The 18,793-nt window shown below is 65.2% G+C and carries 13 protein-coding genes and 1 pseudogene; 6 read left to right on the forward strand and 8 right to left on the reverse strand.

Annotated features, from left to right (window positions below; translation table 11 throughout):
* Positions 1-42 precede the first annotated feature (42 nt).
* The 3 genes and pseudogenes from pta to AYB31_RS14585 form a co-directional block, all read right to left on the reverse strand.
* A complete protein-coding gene (gene pta / locus AYB31_RS14575) occupies positions 43-2,142 on the reverse strand; it encodes a phosphate acetyltransferase (RefSeq protein WP_068829419.1) in 2,100 nt (699 codons plus the stop codon).
* A 17-nt stretch (positions 2,143-2,159) separates the two neighbouring features.
* A complete protein-coding gene (locus AYB31_RS14580; protein WP_068829420.1) occupies positions 2,160-3,347 on the reverse strand; it encodes an acetate kinase in 1,188 nt (395 codons plus the stop codon).
* 2 nt (positions 3,348-3,349) lie between these two features.
* Positions 3,350-3,671: pseudogene (locus tag AYB31_RS14585) on the reverse strand (DUF3565 domain-containing protein).
* Between AYB31_RS14585 and AYB31_RS14590 the strand changes: the two are divergent.
* From AYB31_RS14590 to AYB31_RS14610, 5 genes are all read left to right on the forward strand, one after another.
* Positions 3,640-4,125, forward strand: a complete 486-nt coding sequence (locus AYB31_RS14590; protein ID WP_068829422.1) for an FKBP-type peptidyl-prolyl cis-trans isomerase — start codon at positions 3,640-3,642, stop codon at positions 4,123-4,125. The pseudogene AYB31_RS14585 and the gene AYB31_RS14590 sit on opposite strands and share 32 nt — an antisense overlap.
* 137 nt (positions 4,126-4,262) lie before the next feature.
* On the forward strand, positions 4,263-4,745 hold the full coding sequence (locus AYB31_RS14595) for a glutathione peroxidase (RefSeq protein ID WP_068829423.1): 483 nt from the start codon (positions 4,263-4,265) through the stop codon (positions 4,743-4,745).
* 98 nt (positions 4,746-4,843) lie between these two features.
* A complete protein-coding gene (locus AYB31_RS14600; RefSeq protein ID WP_068829424.1) occupies positions 4,844-5,581 on the forward strand; it encodes a nitroreductase family protein in 738 nt (245 codons plus the stop codon).
* Between the two features lie 78 nt (positions 5,582-5,659).
* A complete protein-coding gene (locus AYB31_RS14605; protein WP_068829425.1) occupies positions 5,660-6,253 on the forward strand; it encodes a TetR/AcrR family transcriptional regulator in 594 nt (197 codons plus the stop codon).
* Positions 6,254-6,310: 57 nt separating this feature from the next.
* Positions 6,311-7,420: an NADH:flavin oxidoreductase gene (locus AYB31_RS14610; RefSeq protein ID WP_068829426.1), complete on the forward strand. Its 1,110-nt coding sequence runs from the start codon at positions 6,311-6,313 to the stop codon at positions 7,418-7,420.
* 423 nt (positions 7,421-7,843) lie between these two features.
* Here AYB31_RS14610 and AYB31_RS14615 read toward each other — a convergent pair whose 3' ends face one another.
* The 3 genes from AYB31_RS14615 to AYB31_RS14625 are packed head-to-tail and all read right to left on the reverse strand — an operon-like array spanning position 7,844 to position 11,800.
* A complete protein-coding gene (locus AYB31_RS14615; protein ID WP_236715561.1) occupies positions 7,844-9,007 on the reverse strand; it encodes a glycosyltransferase family 4 protein in 1,164 nt (387 codons plus the stop codon).
* A gap of 45 nt (positions 9,008-9,052) precedes the next feature.
* Positions 9,053-9,793, reverse strand: coding sequence for a sulfate transporter CysZ (cysZ, locus tag AYB31_RS14620; protein WP_068829428.1), 741 nt, complete (start codon positions 9,791-9,793; stop codon positions 9,053-9,055).
* 36 nt (positions 9,794-9,829) lie between these two features.
* Positions 9,830-11,800, reverse strand: a complete 1,971-nt coding sequence (locus AYB31_RS14625) for a sensor domain-containing diguanylate cyclase (RefSeq protein WP_068829429.1) — start codon at positions 11,798-11,800, stop codon at positions 9,830-9,832.
* Positions 11,801-12,056: 256 nt separating this feature from the next.
* On the opposite strand from AYB31_RS14625, the gene trxB reads away from it, so the two are divergent.
* The gene (gene trxB, locus AYB31_RS14630; RefSeq protein ID WP_068829430.1) at positions 12,057-13,004 is read left to right on the forward strand and encodes a thioredoxin-disulfide reductase; all 948 of its coding nucleotides are present in this window, start codon (positions 12,057-12,059) and stop codon (positions 13,002-13,004) included.
* A 1-nt stretch (position 13,005) separates the two neighbouring features.
* On the opposite strand, the gene AYB31_RS14635 is transcribed toward trxB, so the two are convergent.
* Both AYB31_RS14635 and AYB31_RS14640 read right to left on the reverse strand, forming a co-directional pair.
* Complete coding sequence (locus tag AYB31_RS14635; protein ID WP_068829431.1) at positions 13,006-13,932, reverse strand: diguanylate cyclase domain-containing protein; 927 nt, start codon at positions 13,930-13,932, stop codon at positions 13,006-13,008.
* Position 13,933: 1 nt separating this feature from the next.
* Positions 13,934-18,778, reverse strand: coding sequence for a PAS domain S-box protein (locus AYB31_RS14640; RefSeq protein ID WP_201787427.1), 4,845 nt, complete (start codon positions 18,776-18,778; stop codon positions 13,934-13,936).
* Between the last annotated feature and the right edge of the window lie 15 nt (positions 18,779-18,793).

Below are 18,793 nucleotides of genomic sequence, written 5' to 3' on the forward strand. Positions count from 1 at the left end.
TGCGCGGCGGTTGTGCTTGCGGCCCTTCACTGGCCCGTGGCGCTAGCTTCTAGCCGCCGCCTGGATCGCGGTCAGGGCGATGGTGTAGACGATGTCGTCCACCAAAGCGCCGCGCGACAGGTCGTTCACCGGCTTGCGCAGGCCCTGCAGCATGGGGCCGACGCTGACGCAGTCGGCGCTGCGCTGCACGGCCTTGTAGGTGGTGTTGCCGGTATTCAGGTCGGGGAAGATGAATACGGTGGCGCGACCCGCTACCGGGCTGTTGGGGGCTTTCTGCAGGCCGACGCTGGCGATGGCGGCGGCGTCGTATTGCAGCGGACCGTCAATCAGCAGCTCCGGATTGCCGGCACGGGCCAGGCGGGTGGCTTCGCGCACTTTTTCCACTTCGGCGCCGCTGCCGGAATCACCGGTGGAGTAGCTGATCATCGCCACCCGTGCCGGTACGCCGAAGGCTTCTGCCGAGGCGGCGCTCTGCCGGGCAATCTCGGCCAGCTCGGCGGCGTTGGGGTCGGGATTTACCGCGCAATCGCCATACACCAGTACCTGCTCCGGCAGCAGCATGAAGAACACCGAGGACACCAGGCTGTACCCAGGGGCGGTTTTGATCAGCTGCAGGGCCGGGCGGATGGTGTTGGCGGTGGTGTGGATGGCCCCGGAAACCAGGCCGTCCACTTCGTCCAGGGCCAGCATCATGGTGCCCATCACCACGGTGTCTTCCAGCTGTGCGGTGGCCATCGGCGCGTTCAGGCCCTTGCCCTTGCGCAGCTCGACCATGGGCGCGACATAGCGCTCGCGGATCAGGTCCGGATCGAGGATTTCCAGTCCCGGCGGCAGTTCGATGCCCTGCGCCTTGGCCACGTTGTATACGTCTTCGGGTTTGGCCAGCAGCACGCAGCGAGCGATGCCGCGCTTCTGGCAGATCGCGGCGGCCTGCACCGTGCGGGGCTCGCTGCCTTCCGGCAGGACGATGCGCTTGTTCGCCGCCTGGGCGCGGCGCACCAGCTGGTAGCGGAACGCCGGTGGCGACAGGCGCAGCTCGCGCGGTGCACCGCAGCGTTGCTTGAGCCAGTCCAGGTCAATGTGCCCAGCGACGAACTCGGTGACCATTTCCGCGCGCTCGCGGTCGTCCACCGGGATTTCCTTGTTCATGCGGTTGAGGTTGGTCGCCGTGTCGTAGGAGCCGGTGCTGACGCTGAGCACCGGCAAGCCGCCTTGCAGCGCGCCCTGGCACAGTTCGAGGATGCGCGGGTCCGGCGGGAAATCGCTGCACAGCAGCAGGCCGGCCAGGGGCACACCGTTCATCGCGGCCAGGCTGGCGGCGAGGATGATGTCGTCGCGGTCGCCCGGGGTGACCACCAGTACGCCGGGCTTGAGCAGCGCCACCGTGTTGGGCACGGCGCGGGCGCAGAGCACGATCTTCTGCACGCGGCGCTGTTCATAATCGCCGGCGTTGATCACCCGGGCGCTGAGCAGGTCGGCGACATCACGGGTGCGCGGGGCGTTCAGTTCGTCCTGCCAGGGGATGCAGCCGAGCAGGCGGAAACTGTCGCCGCGCAGCAGCGGCGAGAGCCGGCCGAGCTGCTCGGTGAAGCTTTCGACACCCTGTGGATGGCGCACCTTGTTGAGGATCACGCCGATCACTTTGGGGTCCTGCGGGCCGCCGAACAACTGGGCCTGGATCTCGATGCGGTCGGACAGCTCGGTGAGGTTCTCGCTTTCCTCGCCCTCGGGCGCCGACACCAGCAGCACGTCGGCGTCCAGGCTCTTGGCCAGGTGCACGTTGACCCTTGCCGCGTAGCTGGCGTGGCGGGTTGGCACCATGCCTTCGACGATCAGCACGTCCATGCCCTCGGCGGCCTGCTGGTGCAGGCTGATGATTTCCTCCAGCAGCTCGTCCAGCTGGCCATCGCCAAGCATGCGTTCGACCTGGGCCAGCGGCAGCGGCTTGGGCGGGGTGAGGCCGTGGGTACGGGCGATCAGTTCGCTGGAGCGTTCGGGGCCCTCGTCGCCCTGGTGTGGCTGAGCAATCGGTTTGAAGAAGCCGACCTTGAGACCGGCGCGCTGCAGGGCGCGGACCAGACCGAGGCTGATGGAGGTAAGGCCGACACCGAAGCCGGTGGGGGCGATGAAGAAGGTATGCATGGGCTTTCCTTGAGCAATCAGGCGGTGAGCAGGGCCAGGGTGTCGAGGGCGATCTGCCGTTCTTCGTTGGTCGGCACCACCAGCACTCGCGGGTGCCCCTGGGCCTGGATGCTGCCGGCCACACCGCGGATGCAGCGGGCGTTGGCCTCTTTGTCGAGGGCGAGATTGAACAGTTTCAGGTGGCTCACCGTCTTGCTGCGGATCAACGGCGAGTTCTCGCCGATGCCGCCGGTGAAGATCAGCCCGTCCAGTTGCTGTAGGGCGCAGCTCATGGCGGCCAGCGACTTGGCCAGGCGATAGCAGAACACTTCGATGGCCAGAGTCGCGCCTGGGTGGCCCTGTTCGCGGGCCTGTTCCAGGCTGCGCATGTCGTTGGACAGGCCGGACAGGCCGAGCAAGCCGCTGTCCTTGTTCAGCATCGCGTCGATCTGCTCCAGGCTCCAGCCCAGGGTGCGCGCCAGGTGGCCGTGCAGGTTGGGGTCGACATCGCCGCTGCGGGTGCCCATCACCAGGCCCTCCAGCGGGGTCAGGCCCATGCTGGTGTCGCGGCTCTGGCCATCGACTATGGCGCAGGTCGAACAGCCATTGCCCAGGTGAGCGGACAGCCAGCTGCTGTCGCCATAAGCCAGTCCGGCCATCTCCGCCGCGCGGCGACTGACGAAGCGGTGGCTGGTGCCGTGGAAACCGTAGCGGCGTACGCCGTGCTCGCGGTACAGATGCTCCGGCACGGCGTAACGATAGGCGTGCTCGGGCAGGCTCTGGTGGAAGGCGGTATCGAATACCGCGACCTGGGGCAGGTTGGGAAACAGCTTGAGTGCGGCTTCGATGCCCTGCAGGTTGGCCGGGGTATGCAGTGGCGCCAGCGGCGCGGTGGCGCGGATCGCCTGCAGGCTGTGGGCGTCGATACGGCAGGCTGCGGTGAACTGTTCGCCACCATGCACCACTCGATGGCCGATGCCGTGCAGCTTGCCGCCGGCGGCGCCCTGTACCAGCGGCAGAAGCTGGTGCAGGGCGGCGCGGTGGTCGCCGTTCGGCAGCATCAGGCTGTCCTTCTCGCCGCCACGTTGCCAGTGCAGCACTGCGTCCGGGCTGCCCAGGCGCTCGGCCAGGCCGCTGAGGGTGAACTGCGAATGGGCCTCGTTGACCAGGGCGAACTTGATCGACGAGCTGCCACAGTTGATGACCAGGATGTTGCGTGCCGGCATGTCTATTCCTTATCCATGGGGGCTGCCTGGGCGGCGCACCAGCCGCAGGTGAAGGGCTGGCCGAGCAGGCGCTGGCGCTGTGTGGGGTCGAGTACCCAGGCGCGATTCTGCCACGGCGGCTGATGGCGCAGGTGCTGCGTATGGCCGCAGGACAGCTCGGCGACCCAGTGGCCCTCGGCGTCCTGATGGAAGCCCTGCAGCAGGGGCCGTCTGTCTGGCTCGCGTTCGCATTCGCCGGACGTGACGGGTAGACTTGGCCCCTTACCATTCTCTAGCAAAAGGTTTTCCCTCCATGCTGATCGCCGCCAACAAGGCCGTCTCCATCGACTATACCCTGACCAACGATGCCGGTGAGGTAATCGATAGCTCCGCTGGCGGCGCCCCGCTGGTGTATCTGCACGGTGCCGGCAACGTCATCGTCGGCCTGGAAAAGGCCCTCGAAGGCAAGCAGGCTGGCGACGAGGTGAGCGTAGCCATCGAGCCGACCGAAGCCTACGGCGAGTACAGCGCCGAGCTGGTGGCCACCCTCAACCGCAGCATGTTCGAAGGCGTCGACGAACTGGAAGTGGGCATGCAGTTCCACGCTTCCGGCCCGGACGGCGGCATGCAGATCGTCACCATCCGCGACATCGACGGCGATGACGTGATCGTCGATGGCAACCACCCGCTGGCCGGTCAGCGCCTGAACTTCCAGGTCAAGATCGTCGACGTGCGTGAAGCCAGTGCCGAAGAAGTGGCTCACGGCCACATTCACGGCGAAGGCGGTCACCACCACTGATAGATCACCTGGTTGGTGGCCGCGCAATACGACTTATGGTCGTCTCAAGTTGCGTATCGGCTGCTAAGCTCAGGTAACCGAAAAAGGCGCCTACGGGCGCCTTTTTTGTCCGTTGTGGCCTGCTCAAGGAGTTATTCATGAGTGCCTTTCACGATCTCAATCTGCGTGCGCTGGACGGCCAGGACCTGCCGTTGGCGCCGTACAAGGGCCAGCTGGTGCTGGTGGTCAACGTGGCGTCCAAGTGCGGCCTGACTCCGCAGTACGCCGGCCTGGAGGCGCTGTACCAGCAGTATCGTGCGCGCGGTTTCACTGTGCTGGGTCTGCCCTGCAACCAGTTCGCCGCGCAGGAGCCGGGTAGCGAGGAGGAGATTCGCGAATTTTGCAGCCTCAACTACGGGGTGACCTTCCCCCTGGGCAGCAAGATCGAGGTCAACGGCCCGGATCGCCACCCGCTGTACCGCCTGCTGGCGGGTGAGGGCGCCGAGTTTCCCGGCGACATCACCTGGAACTTCGAGAAGTTCCTGGTGGGCAGCGATGGCCGCGTGCTGGCGCGTTTCTCGCCACGCACCACTCCGGACGATCCGGCGCTGATCCAGGCCATCGAGAAAGCCCTCGGCTAAGCGGGCGATTGCGCCAAACTCCAGCTCATTCCCTCCTGTCGTATTGCCCCCTCGGCGTCTCGGTTGCCTAATCGAGAGCTCAGCCGAGGAGGCGTTCGATGACCAGTTTCTCTCCCGATGACCTGAATGCCACGACATCGCCCGCTGCGCTGCGGGCGTTGATCGAGAGTCGCCGCGCGGTGCGCCGTTTCACCAGCGAGCCGGTGCCGGACGAGGTGATTCGCGACTGCCTGGAGCTGGCCGTGCTTGCGCCCAACTCCTGCAACCTGCAGCCCTGGAGTTTTCAGGTGGTGCGCGATCAGGCGTTGCTGGCTCGTCTGCATCCGGTGTGCATGAGCCAGAACGCAGCCAAGGCGCCACTGATCATTGCCGTGCTGGCGCGGCCGGATACCTGGAAGCAGGCCTGTGCCGATGTGGTCGAGTATTGGCCGGAGCCCGAAGTGCCGGCGCGTATCCGCCACTTCTACGGCAAAACCGCACCGTTCCAGTACAACCAGGGGCCACTGGGCCTGCTCGGCCTGTTCAAGCGCCAGCTGGTGCGCCTGCTGGCCCTGCGCAAGCCGCTGATGCGCAAACCCAACAGCAAGGCCGACATGCGCCTGTGGGCGGTGAAGTCCACCGCGCTGGCGGCCGAGAACCTGATGCTGGCGTTCCAGAGCCACGGCTACGCGACCTGCCCGATGGAAGGCTTCGACGAGGTGCGCCTGCGCCAGGTGCTGGATATTCCGCGTCAGGCCATCCCGATCATGCTGCTGGCGGTCGGGCGCCAGGGCGAGAAGGGCGTGTACAACCCGCGCCTGCGCTTCCCGCTGGAGCAGCACGTCACCTGGCTATAGAGCGGTAGCTTCTGCCGCACAATCACCGCAATCAATAGTGCTGGGCGAAGCGAGACGACCGGTCATATTCTTTCCGCCATGAACAGCAGCATCCGACTCGACAAGCGTGACCTGATCCTGGCCAAGGGCTCGGACGTGATGACCCGGCGCGGTTACCACGGCACCGGCGTACTGGAAATCGTCCAGGCCGCCGGCATTCCCAAGGGCAGCTTCTATCACTACTTCGCCAGCAAGGAAGACTTCGCCCTGCAGGCCCTGGACTTCGTCTATCAGCCACGCCTGGCGCGCTATGCCGAGGCCCTGGGCAACACGGCGCTGAGCCCGCGCGAGCGCATCCTGAGTTACTACCGCGAGCTGCAGCAGCACTTCAGTCGCCAGGAAAAGGCTCAGTATCACTGCTTCATCGGCAGCCTGAGCTTCGAGATGGCCGAGCTGCTACCCGCCATCGGCGAGCAGGTCGAGAAGATCCAGCAAGCCTCGGTGGATATCCTCCAGGCCTGCCTGGAACAGGCCCAACAGGCCGGCGAGCTGAGCGCGAGCGAAGACTGCGGCAACCTGGCCGTCTTCATCAGCAATGCCTGGCAGGGCGTGCTGGCGCGGCTCAAGGTCGGCGGCAATACCCAGGTGCTGGATGCCTTTATCGAGCGGCTGCAACTGCTGCTGCGCCCCTGATTTTTTAACATCCAATCAACGAGACGACCGGTCATCTGGCCGGCCCAAGGAGACTTCATGAGCGCCCCCGTACAAGCCCTGTTCCAACCCTTCAGCCTGGGCAACCTGGAGCTGCCGACCCGTGTGGTCATGGCGCCGATGACCCGCTCCTTCTCGCCGGGCGGCGTGCCCAATGCCAAGGTGGTGGAGTACTACCGTCGCCGCGCCGCGGCCGGCGTCGGCCTGATCGTCACCGAGGGCACCACCGTCGGCCACAAGGCTGCCAACGGTTACCCGAACGTGCCGCGCTTCTACGGTGAGGATGCCCTGGCCGGTTGGAAGCAGGTGGTTGATGCCGTGCACGCCGAAGGCGGCAAGATCGTCCCGCAGCTGTGGCACGTGGGTAACGTACGCAAGCTGGGCACCGAGCCGGATGCCAGCGTGCCGGGCTATGGCCCGAGCGAGAAGCTGAAGGACGGCAAGGTCGTGGTGCACGGCATGAGCAAGGACGACATCGCCGAGGTGATCGCTGCCTTCGCCCAGGCCGCCAGCGATGCCAAGGCCATCGGCATGGACGGCGTGGAAATCCACGGCGCCCACGGCTACCTGGTCGACCAGTTCTTCTGGGAAGGCAGCAACCAGCGCACCGACGAATATGGTGGTGACCTGGCCCAGCGTTCGCGTTTCGCCATCGAGCTGATCCAGGCCGTGCGCGCCGCCGTTGGCCCGGACTTCCCGATCATCTTCCGCTTCTCCCAGTGGAAGCAGCAGGACTACACCGCGCGCCTGGTACAGACCGCCGAGGAGCTGGGTGCCTTCCTCAAGCCGCTGGCCGATGCCGGCGTGGACATCTTCCACTGCTCCACCCGCCGCTTCTGGGAGCCGGAGTTCGAAGGCTCCGACCTCAACCTGGCTGGCTGGACCCGCCAGCTCACCGGCAAGCCGACCATCACCGTGGGCAGCGTTGGCCTGGATGGCGAGTTCCTGCAGTTCATGGTCAACACCGACAAGGTGGCCCAGCCGGCCAGCCTGGAAAACCTGCTGGAGCGCCTGAACAAGCAGGAGTTCGACCTGGTGGCCGTGGGCCGCGCCCTGCTGGTCGACCCGGACTGGGCAGTGAAGGTCCGCGACAGCCGCGAACAGGACATCCTGCCGTTCAGCCGCGAAGCGCTGATGACTCTGGTCTGAGTGCATTACCCCTGATCCGCTTCGGCGGGTCACTTCAGCCCCGGCACACCGGGGCTTTTTTATGCCTGCGTTTTGCTCAGGTCATTGGGAGAGCTGTTGGGAGTCACTCCGTTTCATCCGCGCAAAGCGGCAGCTGCGGTGTGGCCTGCATCGCGGCTGAAGCCGCTCCCACAAAAAAAGCCCAGCACTGCCTGTAGGAGGGGCCTTGGCCGCGACTCTCCTTTGCGGTCTAAGTCGCGGCCAAGGCGGATTGCCTCCCAGCCCCACCGCCGAGTGCAAGAGCAGCTTGGGTAGTCAGATATGGCTCTGTGGGAGCGGCTTCAGCCGCGATACGGCCCGCATCGCGGCTGAAGCGGAAGGCCGCCCAGCCGCTCCCACTAAAAGCCACTCCCATCCAGGCTCTGGAAAGAGGGGTATCGATCTTTATGTCGTTGCGACCGGCACTGGCGTACTGCGCGCGGCCAGCAGGTGTTGCTCGAACTGCTCGACGATCGCCGGCCAGCCCTGGCGGCCGGCATGCTGGCGGGCGTTGAGGCGCACCCGGCGCAGACTCTCCGGGTCTTCCAGCAGCCAATGGGCGGCGTCGACGAAGGCCTGCTCGTCACCGGGGCTGGCCAGAGCACCGTTGTGCCCGTGACGGATATGCTGGGCGGCTGCGGCCTGGTCATAGGCGACCACGGCCAGGCCGGCGGCCAGAGCTTCCAGCACCACGTTGCCGAAGGTCTCGGACAGGCTGGGGAAGAGGAACAGATCGCCGCTGGCATAGTGTTCGGCCAGCCGCTCGCCGCGCTGGATGCCGCAGAACATGGCCTCCGGCAGCTCGGCCTGCAGTTGTGCGCGCTGCGGGCCGTCGCCGACCAGAACCAGGCGCAGTCGGCGTCCTGGGTTGGCGTGCTGCAGGGCGCGGAAGCTGCGCACCAGCAGGGCCAGGTTCTTCTCCACTGCGAGGCGCCCGACGTGCAGCACGGCGATGTCGGCTTCGCCCAGGCCCCAGGCAGCGCGCAGTTCGGCGGAGCGGCGGCAGGGGTGGAACAGCTGGCCGTCGACCCCGCGTGCGAGCAGTTCCAGGCGCTCGAAACCACGGCGTTGCAGTTCCACGCGCTGGCTGAGGCTGGGCACCAGGGTCATCCGCGTGCGGTTGTGGAACCAGCGCAGGTAGCTGGTCAGCAGGCGGGCCAGCAGACCCAGGCCATAGTGGCCGCTGTACTGCTGGAAGTTGGTATGGAAACCGCTGACCACCGGGATGCCCAGGCGCCTTGCTGCGCGCAGGGCGGAGAGGCCGAGCGGGCCTTCGGTGGCGATGTACAGCACGTCCGGGCGTTGGCGTTGCCAGCGGCGCAGCAGCTTGTGCAGGGCCGACTGGCCCCACTGCAGGCCGGCATAGCCGGGCAGTGGCCAGCCACGGGTCAGCAGCAGCTCGTCGTCGCTGCTCGTTGTCTCATCGGCTTGGCGCGGGCGCACCAGTTGCAGGTGGTGGCCACGCTCGCGCAGGCCCTGGCAGAGGCGCCCGAGGGTATTGGCCACGCCGTTGATTTCCGGCGGAAAGGTCTCGCTGACCAGGGCGATATGCAGGGATGTGACATTCATGACGCCAGTCTGCGACGGCGCCATGAAGCCCAGGTGACGTCCTGGTTACGGAGTGGTGACCGTGCGCTCGCGCACCCAGAACAGGGTGGCACCGGCCACTGCCGCCGGCATCACCAGGATGTTGACGAAGGGAATCATCAGCGCCAGGTAGGTCGCACCGCCAAAGCCCAGGCTCTGCCAGCGCTTCTCGCGCAGCCAGGCGAGCATCTCGTTCCAGCCCAGCTTGTTGTTGTCCGCCGGGTAATCGATATATTGCACCGCCATCATCCACACGCCGAACAGGATCCACAGAGGCGCGGCCACCAGGTTGAGCCCGGGGATGAAGGTGAGGATCAGCAGCGGAATGGCACGCGGCAGGAAATAGGCGAGCTTGCGCAGCTCGCGACCGATGGTGCGCGGCACCATGGCCATCAGCTCGGCCCAGCTGAACGGTGGGAAGTCGTCGCGACCGCGTACCACCACTTCCACCTTCTCGGCGAGAAAACCGTTGAAGGGCGCGGCGATGATATTGGCCAGCATGGTGAAGGTGAAGAACATGATCACCAGCACCAGCAGCACGAACAGCGGCCAGATGAGGTATTCGAGAAAGCTCAGCCAGTTCGGCAGGCTGGGCATGAAGCTATCGACCCAGCCGCCGAACTGCTGCACGGCCAGGGCGATCAGGCCGACGAACAGCAGGGCGTTGATCGTCAGCGGCAGCAGCACGAACAGGCGCAGGCCGGGGCTGAGGACCAGCTTCAGGCCTTCGCCGAGGTATTGGGGGCCGGAAAGGGCGGGTGTGGGCATGACGAGCGGCTCCGCGCAGTGGCAAACGCGCCGACCTTAACCACTTTGCGTGGACGAGGAAAGCAGCCCCGGGTGGTACAGGCAGACCCGATTGCGTTCGCGCTTGGCCTCGTACATTGCGCTGTCGGCCGCCTTGATCAGTGCCTGCGGGTTCTGCGCGTGGTCCGGGTAGAGGGCGATGCCGATACTCGGCGTAACAAAGTCGATGTGCAGTTCGCCGATCTGCGCGGCGCCCTGCAGTTCGCTGAGCAGGCGTGCGGCGAGCTTTTCCGCCGCCGCGCTGCCGCTGCCCGGCAGCACCAGGGTGAATTCATCGCCGCCCAGGCGATAGACCCGATCCGGCTGCCGTACCGCACCGCGCAGGCGCTCGGCAATGCTCTGCAGCAGGGCGTCGCCCACATCGTGGCCATAGCGGTCGTTGACCTCCTTGAACCGGTCCAGGTCCAGGTAGATCAGCGCCAGTGCGCCATGCTCGCGCTGCGCCTTGTCCAGCGTGCTCCGCAGCTGTTCGGTAAAGGCCTTGCGATTGCCGAGGCCGGTCAACGAGTCGCGATAGGCCATGTCCAGCAACTGGTTCTGATAGGCCACCTGTTCGCTGACATCGCGCAGGATGCCGCGAAAGCCGGCGAAGTGACCCTGACCGTCGCGGATCAGCGAGAAGCGCGTTTCGTAATGGCCCAGGCTGCCATCGCCACGCCGCAGCGGTGCGGTGAAATGAATCTGTTCGCCGTTGGCCAGGGCCTGGGCGAAGTCCTGGCGCGCGCGTTCGACATCGCCGGGGCTCAGCAGGCGCTCGTAGGACTGGCCGAGCATCGCTTCGGCCGAATAGCCGAGGAGGCTGCACAGGGCGCGGTTGACGGCCAGCAGGTTGCCCTCCGGCGACAGCTCGAAATAGCCGTCCTCGATCGCATCGAGGATCTCGCGGTCGCGCGCCTCGCTCTGTTCCAGGCGCTCCAGCATGCGGTTCACTTCCTGGGCGAGCCGGCCCAGTTCGTCGCTGCCGCGATCCTTCAGGCGTTGCTGACTGGAGTCCGGGCCGATGGCGGCGATGTCCAGGTGCATGCGCGAAACCCGGCGCAGGATGGCGAACTCCAGGCCCAGGTAGATCAGCAACAGGGCGAACAGGCCGACCCCCGTAGCCTGGGCGAGAAAGATGACGATGGCCTTGCGGCCCTCATGGTAGAGACGGCGGTCGCGGGTCAGCTCGAAGATCATCTGCGGCTGGTTCAGGCTGTTGCTGAAACGCAGCAGGACCTGTTGCCGATCTTCGTCCAGCAGCTGGCGTGGGCTCAGCTCGACGCGGTTGAGGTTGAATGCCCCGGGGGAGGCTAACCGGACCCAGCCCGGTACGCTGTCATCCGCGCTCAGCAGGCGCAGGGTACCGCTGATCTGGCCCTGCAGCGTCTCGATGCGTTCGCCGTCGAGGAAGTGCCCGGCAAGCAGGGTGCCGGCTTTGGGCAGGGTGCTCTGATTGTCCTTGATGCTGCCCATGGCCAGTATCAGGGGGACGCCCTGCACTTCGATCAGCGCACCGTACAGATCCTCTTCGGTTGCCTCGATCAGGGTTTTGGCCTGAGCCAGTATGTCGCGGCGTAGCACGCTCTGGTTTGCCGGGCGCCTGCCGTCGAGCGCGAACATATCCGCCAGGCTCGGTGGCTGCCACTGCTCGGCATACACCTGGCCTTGCAGGTCGAGGAACACCATGAAGTCGAAATTCATCTCGGCCAGCGCATCCGGATCGGCATTGCGGCTCAGGTAGTCCGGGTGCTGGCCGTGCATGAACTCGTAGCTGGTGTCCCACTGCGCATAGCTTTGTACCAGATCGAGATTGCGCCGCAGGTTTTGTTCCAGCAGGTTTTGCAGGCGCTCTGCCTCGGCCTCGAGCAGGTTGGCATCCTGGCGGTCGAAACGGCTGAGAATCAGGCTTTGCGACAGCGCGTAGGCAAATCCCAGGGCCAGCACCAGCAGCGGAGCGAACAGCCAGAACAGTCGTTTGCGCAAGGTCATGCCGATCGCACTGCCCGAGAGGGGAAATGAGCCGAGTATAGTCAAGGCCGCGCTTGCCCCTGCGGGTATAGCGGCGGGCTATCAGGCACATTGAGAATCGACATTTTCCTCATCGCCTGGGCCTGGGTAGCCTTGCCGGCAGTTCCCTTTAGCGGGGCCGTCCAATCTTCCCAAGCCTTCCCCAAGTGCTCGGACTGCCCCTTTTTCTTCAAGAACTGTTCTCCCTGGATCGGGAGCAGCTTCCCAGGAGTTGGCCATGTCCGTTACCCGTCACGCCCGCGTCATCATTCTCGGCTCCGGCCCGGCCGGCTACAGCGCCGCCGTGTATGCCGCCCGCGCCAATCTCAAGCCGCTGCTGATCACCGGTATTCAGGCCGGCGGCCAGCTGACCACCACCACCGAGGTCGACAACTGGCCCGGCGATGCCCACGGTCTCACCGGCCCGGCGCTGATGCAGCGCATGCAGGAGCATGCCGAGCGCTTCGAGACCGAGATCGTCTTCGACCATATCAATGCCGTGGACCTGGCCGGCAAGCCCTTCACCCTGGTCGGCGATAACGGCACCTACACTGCCGACGCGCTGATCATCGCCACCGGCGCCAGCGCGCGCTATCTGGGCCTGCCGTCCGAGGAGGCCTTCATGGGCAAGGGCGTGTCAGCCTGCGCCACCTGCGATGGTTTCTTCTACCGCAACCGCGAAGTGGCGGTGGTCGGCGGTGGCAATACCGCCGTGGAAGAGGCGTTGTACCTGGCCAATATCGCCAGCAAGGTGACCCTGGTGCACCGCCGCGAGACCTTCCGCGCGGAGAAGATCCTGCAGGACAAGCTGCATGCACGCATCGCCGAGGGCAAGATCGAGTTGCGCCTGAACGCCGAAGTGGACGAGGTGCTGGGTGATGCCGGCGGCGTCACCGGCGTGCGTCTCAAGCACAACGACGGTGGCAGCAGCGAGCTGACGGTGGACGGCCTGTTCGTCGCCATCGGCCACACGCCCAACACTTCGTTGTTCGAGGGCCAACTGGCACTCAAGGATGGCTATCTGGTGGTCAACGGCGGGCGCGACGGCAATGCCACCGCGACCAGCGTGCCCGGTGTGTTCGCCGCCGGTGACGTGGCCGATTCGGTGTACCGCCAGGCCATCACCTCGGCGGGTGCCGGCTGCATGGCGGCGCTGGATGTAGAGCGCTACCTGGACTCGCTGTGACCTAGAGGCTGGCCACGCTGATCTGTCCGCGACCCGAGTGCTTGGCCTTGTACAGCTGCTCATCGGCGGCCCGGATCAGTTCACTCGGCTCTGTCCAGGGGGTTGGCAGCAGCACCGCGACGCCGATGGACAGGCCAACCTTGTCACTGGTTTCCGACAGTGGGTGGGAGAGGGCCAGTTTGGCGACTTCCGCCTGCATCTTTCGCGCAACTTCAATCGCCCCGTTCTGATGGGTGTCCGGCAGCAGGCAGGCGAACTCCTCGCCACCATAGCGGGCGACCAGGTCGTAGGGCCTGCTGGTGGTCTGGCTCAGCGCCAGCGCTACCTGGCGCAGGCATCTGTCGCCCTGCTGGTGGCCGAAGTGATCGTTGTAGGGCTTGAAGTGGTCGATATCGATCATCAGCAGCGACAGGGGGCTGCCTTCGCGGCAGGCCTGGGCCCAGGCGCTGGCCAGGCGTTCGTCGAAGCTACGGCGGTTGGCGATGCCGGTGAGACCGTCGAGGCTGGCGAGGCTGCGCAGATAGTCGCTCTGCAGCTTGAGGGTCAGGTGGGTTTTGACACGTGCGCGGACGATGGTCGGGTTGAAGGGCTTGCTGATGTAGTCGACCGCGCCCAGCTCCAGTCCCAGGGCTTCGTCCTCCTCTTCGCCTTTGGCGCTGACGAAGATGATCGGGATGTCGCGGGTCGCCGGGTCGGCCTGCAGCTGGCGGCAGACCTGGTAGCCGTCCATGCCCTCCATGACCACGTCGAGCAGCACCAGGTCGGGTTGCTGCTCCCGGCAGATCTCGATGGCCTGTTCGCCACGAGTGGCCATGAACACGTCATGATCGAAACGGAACAGCTCGTTCAGGATGCGGATATTCATGGGCTGGTCGTCGACCAGCAACAGCTTGGGGCGAGTCTTGCGATGGTCTAGCCAGGATTCCACATCAGGCTCCTTGTACGGCGAGGAGAAGTGCTTGGCCGAGTCGTTGTGCCTGCTTGAAGTCTAGCCCCTCTATGGCCAGCAGAAGCTCGGCGTAGGTCTCACTCCACTGCTCCGGCACCGACGATGCCAGCGCCTGCGCCTGGTCGACGGCTTGCAGGTTGCCGCTGGCAAGCAGGTCGAGCAGATGTGGCAAGGCAGTGTGCCAGTCGTCGTTGGCCGCACTGGGTTGTGTGGGGAGAGGGGCGGGAGCGGCGAACATGGTCGTCAGTTCCCTGGCGCTGTTGGTGAGTAGCTCGCCGAGTGCGGCAAGCCATGCCGGGTCGCTCAAGAGCTCCAGCTGTGCGGGCTCGGCGGCCTGCTTGAGACGCTGTTCCAGGCGCTCCGCCTCGCGCGACAGGCCCTTGGCCCCCATGGTGCCGGCGCTGCCCTTGAGGGTGTGCAGAACCGACATGGCCCCGCGGGCGTCCCGTCGGTTCGCGCAGGCCTCCAGCTGGTCGAGTTGCTTGCGCATCTCGGTCTCGAAACTGCCCAGTACGTTGCGCAGCAGTTGCAGGTTGTCACCGAAACGTCGCAGCACCGATTCGCGTGACTCGATCAGTGACTCGTCCTGGCTGAGCGTTCGGGGGGCAAGCTCCGCTTCCCCGGAACGCCCGGTCCAGTGCAGCAGGGTGTGCACCAGCTGCTCCAGGTCGATGGGTTTGCCCACATGCTCGTTCATCCCGGCGTCCAGGCAGTTGTCCCGGTCCACGCGGGAAGCGTTGGCCGTCATGGCGATGATGGGCAGGGCGGCAAGGTGCGCATGGCCGCGCAGCAGTCGAGTCGCCTCCAGCCCATCCATGCCGGGCATCTGGATATCCATCAGCACCGCGTCAAACGGCGGCTTGGCGTGCAGCACGGCCGTCACACCGGCCTGGCCGTCCTCGGCCAACTGCACCTGGGCGCCTTCTCCTTGCAGCAGTTCCTGGGCGACCTGGCGATTCAGCGCATTGTCCTCGACCACCAGCAGATGCAGGCCGGCGAGGCGCGCAGGCGGTACTGGCCGTGCGGGCTGCGCGTTCGTCTGCTGGCCGTGCAAGGCGAGTTGTATGGCGTGGGACAGTTGCATGGGCGTTACCGGCTTGGTCAGGAAGGCGCTGAACGGAGCCATGCCTTCCTGTTGCAGGTCGCTCATCACCTCGCGGCCGTGAGCGGTGATCATCACCACGATCGGCGGTTTCTCCAGATGCAATGCGTCCAGGCGCTGAGCCGTGGCGAGCCCATCCATGCCGGGCATGCGCCAGTCCATCAGCACGAGCTGAAAGGGCAGCCCTTGCTGCGCAGCGGCTTCTATCTCGCGCAGTGCTGTGATGCCGCTGTTGGCATAGCGGGCCTGCCAGCCAAGGTCGCCGGCGAGTTGCATGAGCAGCTCGCCGGCGACGGCGTTGTCGTCTACCACCAGCAGGCGCAGGTTGCTGTCGATGGCGCTGCAGGAGGCGCGCAGGGAGCTCTGGGTCGCCATTTTCAGTTCGATATCGAACCAGAAGCGGCTGCCTTCGCCGACGCGACTGGCCACCTGCAGCTCGCCGCCCATCAAGGCGATCAGGCGCTTGCAGATCACCAGGCCGAGGCCGGTGCCACCGAAACGTCGAGTGGTGGAGGCCTCGGCCTGGGAAAACCCTTCGAAGATGCGTTCGAGCTGGTCCTCACTGATACCTATCCCGGTATCGCTGATGGCGATGCGCAGTCGAACCGTCTGTCCCTGCTGGTCCAGCTGGCGCAGGCTGACTACCACCTGACCGTGCTCGGTGAACTTGAGGGCGTTGCCGGCCAGGTTGATGAGGATCTGCTGCAGGCGCAGGCTGTCGCCGATGAGCGATTCCGGCAGTTGCGGGTCGAGATCGAACATCACCTCGACATCCTTCTGCCCCTGGTTGCCGGCAAGGATCACCGCCAGATCGCGCATCAGCGGTTCCAGCTCGAAGGCATGCAGGTCGAGCTGCAGCTTGCCCGCTTCGATCTTCGAGTAGTCGAGAATGTCGTTGAGCAGGCCGAGCAGCGATTGCGCCGCACCATGGGCCTTGTGCAGGTAGTCGAGCTGGCGCGGAGTCAGATCGGTGGCCTGCACCAGTTGCAGCATGCCGAGCACCGCGTTCATCGGCGTGCGGATCTCGTGGCTCATGTTGGCGAGGAACGCGCTCTTGGCCGCGCTGGCGGCATCCGCCTGTTCCTTGGCATAGCGCAGCTGCGCTTCCACCTCGTGCTGGGCGGTGATGTCGAGGTTGATCCCGGTGACCTTGATGGCCTTGCCCTCGGCATTACGCTCGACCTGGGCGCCGGCCTGGATGAAGCGAACCTGCCCGTCGCTCCGCACGATGCGGAAAATCGGCTCGTAGACACCCTGTCCAGCGACGGCGGCCTGCAGTTTGGCCGCGGTCACATCGGCGTCCTCGGGATGTACCCGGCTGTACCAGTGCTGGTAATTCAGGCCTTGTTCGCGCAATGCCAGCGGCTGGTCGTACAACTCGTACATCCGGTCGTTCCATTGCAGGTCGTCGTTTTCCAGGGTCCAGGACCAGATGCCCAGTTGGGCCACGTCGGCAGCCATCATCAACTGGTCGCGGGCGGCCAGCACTTCCTGGCGCAAGGCCACCTGCTGGCTGAGGTCGGTAATCACCCCGACCAGCAGTGGCTGACCCGCCGAGGGCATGGAGCCGATCGACAGCTGGATGGGAAACTCCTCGCCGCCGCGGTGCAGGCCAGCCAGCTCCAGCGAGTTGCCTTTTGCTCCGCTGTCGTGACCGACATAGCCTTCGACCAGCCGTTGCAGACGGGCGTGCGATTGCGTGCTGATCAGCTCGAATAGCGAACGCCCGGCCATTTCTTCGGCGCTGTAGCCGAAGGCTCGCTGTGCCGCGGGGTTGAAGCTCTGTACAAAACCATCGGCATTGAAGGTGATGACCGGGTTGACGGCGGTATCGAGGATCGCGCGGGTTGTGGCCAGGCTCTCGGCAATGCGCCGTTCCGCTTCCTTCTGTTGGGTAATGTCGATGGCGATGCCCAGATAACCCACCAGCTTGTCCTGGCTGTCGCGAATGGCGGTTACCGCCAGGCTGACCCGCAAGGTCGTGCCGTCCTTGCGCACATAGGTCCACTCGCGGATCTCCGCGCCCTCCAGCTCCGGCTTGTGTACGAAGACGCGAAAGCCGCGGATCATCACGCCGTACTCGTGGCTGAGCTCCTCGCCGCGGCGAGCCACCTCGTCTGCCACATGGATGATGGCCGGGGTCTGCTTGCCCACAATCTCCGCCGCGTTGTAGCCGAGCAGGTTCTGCGCGCCGCGATTGAAGATGCTGATGGTGCCGGCAGTATCGGTGGCGATGATCGCAACCTCGGAGGCGGCGTCGAGCACGCTGGAGAGCAGTACGTTGATTTCCTTGAGCTCGGCGGTGCGTTCGGCAACCTGCTGTTCCAGGTTGGCGTTGAGCTCGAGGATCTTCGCTTCGTTGGCCTTGCGCTCGGAAATGTTGCGCACGGTCTTGGAGACGCCAATCACCTGGCCTTTCTCGTCGCGAATCGGCGAGATCGCCGCAGAAACGTCGAGCAGGCTGCCATCCTTGCACTTTCTCAGGGTCTCGAAATCCTGGATGGGCTCACCTTTCGAGACGCGGCGCAGGATCTCAGCCTCCTCGTCGGCCAGCTGCGGTGGCACGATCAGCTGCGTCAACGTTCGTCCCACGGCTTCCTCGGCGCTATAGCCGAAAATCTGTTCGGCGCCCTTGTTCCAGCTGGTGACGGTACCGTTCAGGGTCTTGCCGATGATGCCGTCGCTGGAACTCTCGACGATGGCTGCCAGGCGTGCCTGTTCGGCGAATATCTGCCGGCGCCGTTGGCGATTGACGTCCAGCACCCCGGTCAGTGCGGCGAACATCAGGCTGAGCAGGCCGCCGATGAAGTAGACCAGGCTGGGTGAGGTCTGGTGCAGGTGTGCTGCGAACGGCGGGTAGGCGCTCAACTCGATCTGCCAGCGACGGCCGAAGATATCCCGTTCCACTACCTGGCTCAGGATTTCAGGAGCAGTCGTAGCGGGCCTGCTGGCCTCGTAGAACAGCACGTTGTTATCGGCATCGGTGATGTCGCGCAGGCGCAGATGCAAGGTCGTATTGTCCAGGCGCAAGCCGCTGAGAACATCTTCGGTCAGCAGTGGTGCATAGCTCCAGCCAAAGCCCTTGTTCATGCGTTCTGCCGGGCTGCTCGGGGTGACGGCATCACGATAGATAGGCATCAGAATGAGGAAGGACTGCAGCGGCTTGCCGGTGGCCTGCACCAGGGTGATCGGCCCGGAAAGGCTCACTCCGCCGCTGCGCATGGCGGTAAGGGCCGCTTCGCGCCGGGTTTTTTCCGATGCTATGTCGAGGCCCACGGCGGCCAGGTTGCGCTCGACGGGTTCTATGTACTGGATGATGAAACGCTCGCCATCATGCGGCGCCAGATGGCGGATGCTGAAGTCGGGTTTGCCGTCGGCCCTGGCCTGGGCGAGAAATGAAGCCTCCTGCTCCTTGGGTACGCGGCGGATAAAGCCGAAACCGCGTGCGCCAGGAAACTCCTTATCGACATCGCGAGTCTTGCTGTAACGCAGGAACAGCGCTCGGCTGATGCCACGCTCACCGCTGGTGAGCACCGCCCCGCGCGCGCCGCGCAGGCCATATTGGTAGAGGTTGATGCGGTCGATGACTGCGTCGGCGGTCTGCTCGGTGGTACTGGCCAGTGCCGCCTGCAATTGCTGCTGATTGGCCTGTTGCAGCCAGTGGGCAAGCAGCGCGGTGACCGATAGCCCCGCGAGCAGAGCCAGGGCGGTACTCCATTTCACGGCACGGTTTTTCTT

Source organism: Pseudomonas sp. BMS12, from assembly GCF_001592875.1.
GTDB lineage: Bacteria > Pseudomonadota > Gammaproteobacteria > Pseudomonadales > Pseudomonadaceae > Aquipseudomonas.